This window comes from Flavonifractor hominis (assembly GCF_040095835.1).
Classification (GTDB): domain Bacteria; phylum Bacillota; class Clostridia; order Oscillospirales; family Oscillospiraceae; genus Flavonifractor; species Flavonifractor hominis.
In genome coordinates, this window is the sequence record NZ_JBBMFT010000023.1 from 1 (window position 1) to 4,807 (window position 4,807).

General features: G+C 55.7%; 3 protein-coding genes. All 3 read right to left on the bottom strand.

Translation table 11 applies throughout. The features are described from left to right. A partial coding sequence (locus WMO45_RS13530; protein WP_349141415.1) for an InlB B-repeat-containing protein occupies positions 1 to 860 on the bottom strand: 860 nt, incomplete at its 3' end. 38 nt (positions 861 to 898) lie between these two features. Further along, the gene (locus WMO45_RS13535) at positions 899 to 3,964 is read right to left on the bottom strand and encodes a glycosyl hydrolase 115 family protein (RefSeq protein WP_349141416.1); all 3,066 of its coding nucleotides are present in this window, start codon (positions 3,962 to 3,964) and stop codon (positions 899 to 901) included. Between the two features lie 210 nt (positions 3,965 to 4,174). Further along, the coding region (locus tag WMO45_RS13540) for an S-layer homology domain-containing protein (RefSeq protein ID WP_349141417.1) at positions 4,175 to 4,807 on the bottom strand (633 nt) is incomplete at its 5' end.

The window sequence follows — 4,807 nt, forward strand, 5'->3', positions numbered from 1 at the left end:
TCACCGGTGACCCCGGAGCCGTCGTTGGCGGTGGCTACCACCTTGACTACGCCCTCTGTCTCGCCGGCGGTCAGCAGACCGCTGCCGTCGATGCTGGCCAGCGCGGTGTCGCTGCCGTCCTCGGCGGTCACGGACCAGGTCACGCTCTTGTCCGTAGCGTCCTCCGGCAGCACGGCGGCGCTCATCTGCAGGGTGCCGCCGGCCTCGGTGATGACGTCGGCCGGTGCGCTGACGGTGATGGACGCCACCTTCACGTCGGTCACGTCCTGCTCAAACACGGCGGTGACGGTGACGTTCTTGGCGGGCATCTGGAAGGTACCTTCCTCGGACACCGTCACGTCCTCACTGGTCCACTCCACAAAGTGCCAGCCCTCAGCGGCCTGGGCGGTCAGGGTCACAGTGTCCCCCTCGGCGGCCGCGGTGGGCGCGGCGGATGCGTCGCCCTCGCCCTGGGTCTTTACGGTGACGGTATGGAGCTGGACATTTTGGATGTAACCCACAATGATGGGACTCTGACTCAAATGTCCGCCGCCAAGCAGCACGGTACTATCTGTAATTTCCTTTGGGACAAAGCCCTCAAAAGTAACTTTGCCCTCCTCCGCCTGCGTCTCATTCAGATACAAAACATTTTCAGCCGTTATACGTACTCCATCCGCCTGCTCGTATTTTCCCTGCACTACTGCCAGAGTATAGACTTCGCCTGAGTGGATTGCGTCCTGAACATATTCCACCGTATAGCTACCATCCTGTCCAGGCAGCAGCACCTCGGGCTCCTGCACCGGCTCTGCGGCCATTGTTCCTGCAAGCAGCATCCATATAGACAGCACAGCTGCGGTGCAACATACTGCGAATCGTTTCATGAATACCCCTCTTTCTATACAAAAGAATGCATGGCAGCTTACTGAGCAAACCGTGCCTTCAGGGTGTCGGCACGCTCCTCAAACCGTTTGCTGCTGAAACCCCAACCGTGATCCCGCCAAGCACCGGCGTCATCTCCCCGGAACCAGTTCTCCCATTTGCCCTGGGAAGCGGGAATTCTTGCGGCATCGATTGCCTGGAGGCTGGCCAGAGCGGCATCCAGTTCGCTCACGGTCTTCTCCTGGTCGGAGGCGCCGATCGCCTGGAAGGCTGCATAGAGGTGCAGGCCGTAGTCGTTCATATTCTGCGAAGTAAGAATGTGGAGCATCATATTATTATAGAAAAACTTCTTACCGGATCCTTCCGGCATCTTTTCATAGCAGGCCTGTGCCCGCGCCAGGAGCGCATCCCATTTGCTCTCTTTCTCCTTCATCTTTTCGGGAGAAACCTGGAACCGTCCACCCTCTACAAAGGTCTGCTGAGCAAACCATTCCCGATCCTTATCCGGGGAGACCGCCTGCTTCATCAGGTTCAGACAGACCTCGTATATGGGTCCGCAGCGCATATCGCGCTCCAGGGCATAGTAGTCGTCGTAAATTCCTTTGATCTCCTCCAGCTGTTGCTCGCCATATTGCAGGCGCAGCCAGTCCTCCGTGCAGGTGTCCTCGATCGTCTCATCATACTTCCAGCGCTGGGTATCCCAGGCCACCTTCATCCCCACATACATGGACAGGGGAATCTCGCGCATGTCGCCCACATTGTAAAGGATGTATTCATTGGCCGTGGCATCGTAGGACTTCACCACTTCCTGGCGAATGATCTCAGGATTTACCCACTGGACATACTGGTTGTCGCAGTAAGCGATGTGGTAATAGATACCGTTGGACTGTTCGGGATCCAGCTCATAGAGCGCATTTTCCATAATACTGGTGGAGCCGTTGTCCTGCCAAACCATAATGCAGTTATCCGGCAACTCCAGACCGTTTCGTGCATAGACGCTCAGCTTGCCCCGCCCGGTATAGCTGGTAAGGAAATCACTGGTGCCCAGCACCTCGGTAAGGATCTGAAGCTGATCATCCACAGCTCCCTGGATGAACTCCACCTGCTCCTCCAACGACATTTCGTTGAAGATGGGATCTTCATAGTCAGAGTCGGTGGCACCGCGCAGTCCGATGGGCCAAATCGCGGGATAATCCCGGAAGCGCTCCACCGTATAGCGCCAGTAATCCTGTATAATCTCCTTATTCTGGTGGTAATCAAACGTAATATACTGCCCGTAGTTTTCCTGGCACCACTCAGGATAGTCCAGATAATACTGCGAGAGCAGGATGTCCATGTGGGAACCGGTCACCAGCACCTCCCGCTCCTTCATGTAATCCATGGCCTCCCAGGTAAGAGAGGGGTTGGTTCCGGAGTAGGAGGTAACAGAAAACATATTGCCCCGCAGGCGCAGCATGGTCTCCACCGCAGCGATAGTATCCTCGGCAGTCATAGCCCCAAGTGCCTGCCCGTCGGTATCCCCATCCCGCCAGTAAAGGAGGTAATTTTCGTCGTTGATAAAGAAGCCGCGGTATTTAAAGTCAGGGATCTGAGCCTCTGTTGTATAGTTCAGGGTCACCCGGCTCTTCTCAACCGGCTGCTGATCTGTCCAATAATAAGTGGGATCGATGCCAAATGCCTCTTCGGAGATGGTATAAATACCATATTCCACGCCTCGATTATTGGCTCCCACGATTACCAGTGCGCGGTCCACCGGTACGATCATAAAGGCATCCTGCTTGCCTTCAATCGCCGAGGCATCCAACTTGCCGGCCTCAAAGAGCGTCTGATATTCCGGCATATCCACAGTAATGGGCAGAATGATCGCACGGCTGGTATCTGCATCGGTGGTCACAGCCATTTCCTGTCCGGTGACCTTGAGGCAGTCACCGATCAAATCTGCGCCTGCGCCCCGGATCGCCACAGGGCTGCTCTCCGGCAAATAAATTTCTGCTACTTCAGTACCGTCTGCCAAAAGGTATTCGTATTGCTCGCCCTTTTCATGGGACTTAAATTCATCAAACGCGGTTTCCAGTTCCGCCAGTTCCTGCAACAGTTCTTCTTGGGTATGGTAAGCGTCAAAAATGCGTCCCTCCAGCTGGGCAATGTAATCCTGCATTTTATTTACCTGGAACGCATCATAGTTCTCTCCGTTTTCCTCCAGATAGGTCTGGATTTCCCGGATGCGGCTACGCAGGGTATTGATCTGCCCGCTGTACTCCTGGGTTCGATAGAGAGAATTCATCTTTCCATCCCACACCATCGTCTTGACCCGGGCATTATCCGGCACGTTTACCGTGGTGGTATAGGTGGTATAACCGTTTTCATCCGCTCCGTCAGATGCAAAACTGGCCGTAAGCATCTTCCCGTTATCGTCGTAAACCGCCGTTACAATATCGACATCCTGCTCGGCACGGTCATCCACCTCAATATGCATGGTGGCGGTACCGTCCTCGTTCACGCAAAAGGTTTTGTCTCCATTTTCATCTACCAGATACGCGGTATACATCGGGGCGTCTTTGGATACCAGGCGAATATATTCCACATAAGTCTCCGCGCCTGCAGATGCAGCCGGAATAAAAAACTCCATGCGCTTGATTTCGCTGCCGGGAGTGCCCGCTTGGCTGGAGGGCGTATCCAAAGAAAAGACCATATCACGATACTCGCTCTCGCCCTGTACCGCAGAGTAGTTGAACTGATAGTAATCCCCCGCGCTGGAACCAATGCGCAGCATGGCATTTCCGCCAATACCAGTATTTTTTAACCGTACCACCAGATGAGAATATGCCTCATATTCCACGCCCTGGTCGAGGGTATGAACATACTGGCGGCTGTTGCTTCCGCCGGGCTGGGTAAAGAAACGAACATTGCCGTCTACCACTTCACTGCTGTTGTTTCCAACTCCCAGGAAGGCGTTGCTCAGAGTCTGTCCAGAAAACACGAGATCATTTTCCGTAAACCGCGGCAGCTCATCACTCACCGCTTCCGCGGCAGACAGCATGCCCATTTGGAACGTCATAATAAACGCCAGGCAAAAAGTCAGAAGCCTACTGAATTTTTGTTTCATGTCGTTTCATCCTTTCCGTCACCTCTTGTGACTGACTTCGGTACAGGTGGAATCTTTCGCCTGATCCCGCCTCTCCGTTTCGGAAGAATCAACGTTTGATTTTTGCAACATGATATTTTGCTCAAATAATAGTGGAGGGATGGTCCATGGAATAATCTCCATGGACCATCCCAAAAGAAAAGAAAAGGAAAGGAAGGGAAGGATACAAAATTAGTTGTTTTCGCTCTGAGTAAAGCGCATGAGCATCATGGCTACCTCAGCGCGGCTGGCGGTGCCTTGGGGATCCAGAGCCGAGCCGTCCTTGCCGGTGAGGATGCCCTCGGCCACCGCCCACTCCATGGCGTCCTGCGCCCAGGCGGACACGGAGGAGGCATCGGCAAAGCCGGCCAGGCTGCCCTCAGTGGCGGGGGAGCCGGCGTAGCGGTAGAGCATGACGGCCAGCTGCTCCCGGGTGATGGTGGCCTCGGGGTTGGTGCCGTCGGTGATGCCCTCGGCTACTGCCCAGGCCATGGCCTGCTCATACCAGGTAGCTCCGCCGGTGGTGTCCACGCCATCCAGGCGGGCCAGGACGGTGAAGAACATAGCCCGGGTCATGGAGGCGTCGGGGGAGAAGGTGGTGTCGGAGGTGCCGTTGAACAGGCCCTCGCTCACCACATAGTCCACGGCCTCGCTGGCCCAGTGGGTGGCGGGCACGTCGGAGAAGTCGGGAGTCTCAGGCTCGGTGGGATCGGTGGGATCGGTGGTCTCACCGGGCTGCTCGGGCTCGGTGGTCTCACCAGGCTCGGTGGTCTCGCCGGGCTCCTCGGTCTCGGTGGGAGGCGTGGTGTCCTCATCGTCGGAGTC

Excerpts from the sequence above, each read along its gene's own strand:
- WMO45_RS13535 (WP_349141416.1), bottom strand. The coding sequence starts at position 3,964 with ATGAAACAAAAATTCAGTAGGCTTCTGACTTTTTGCCTGGCGTTTATT.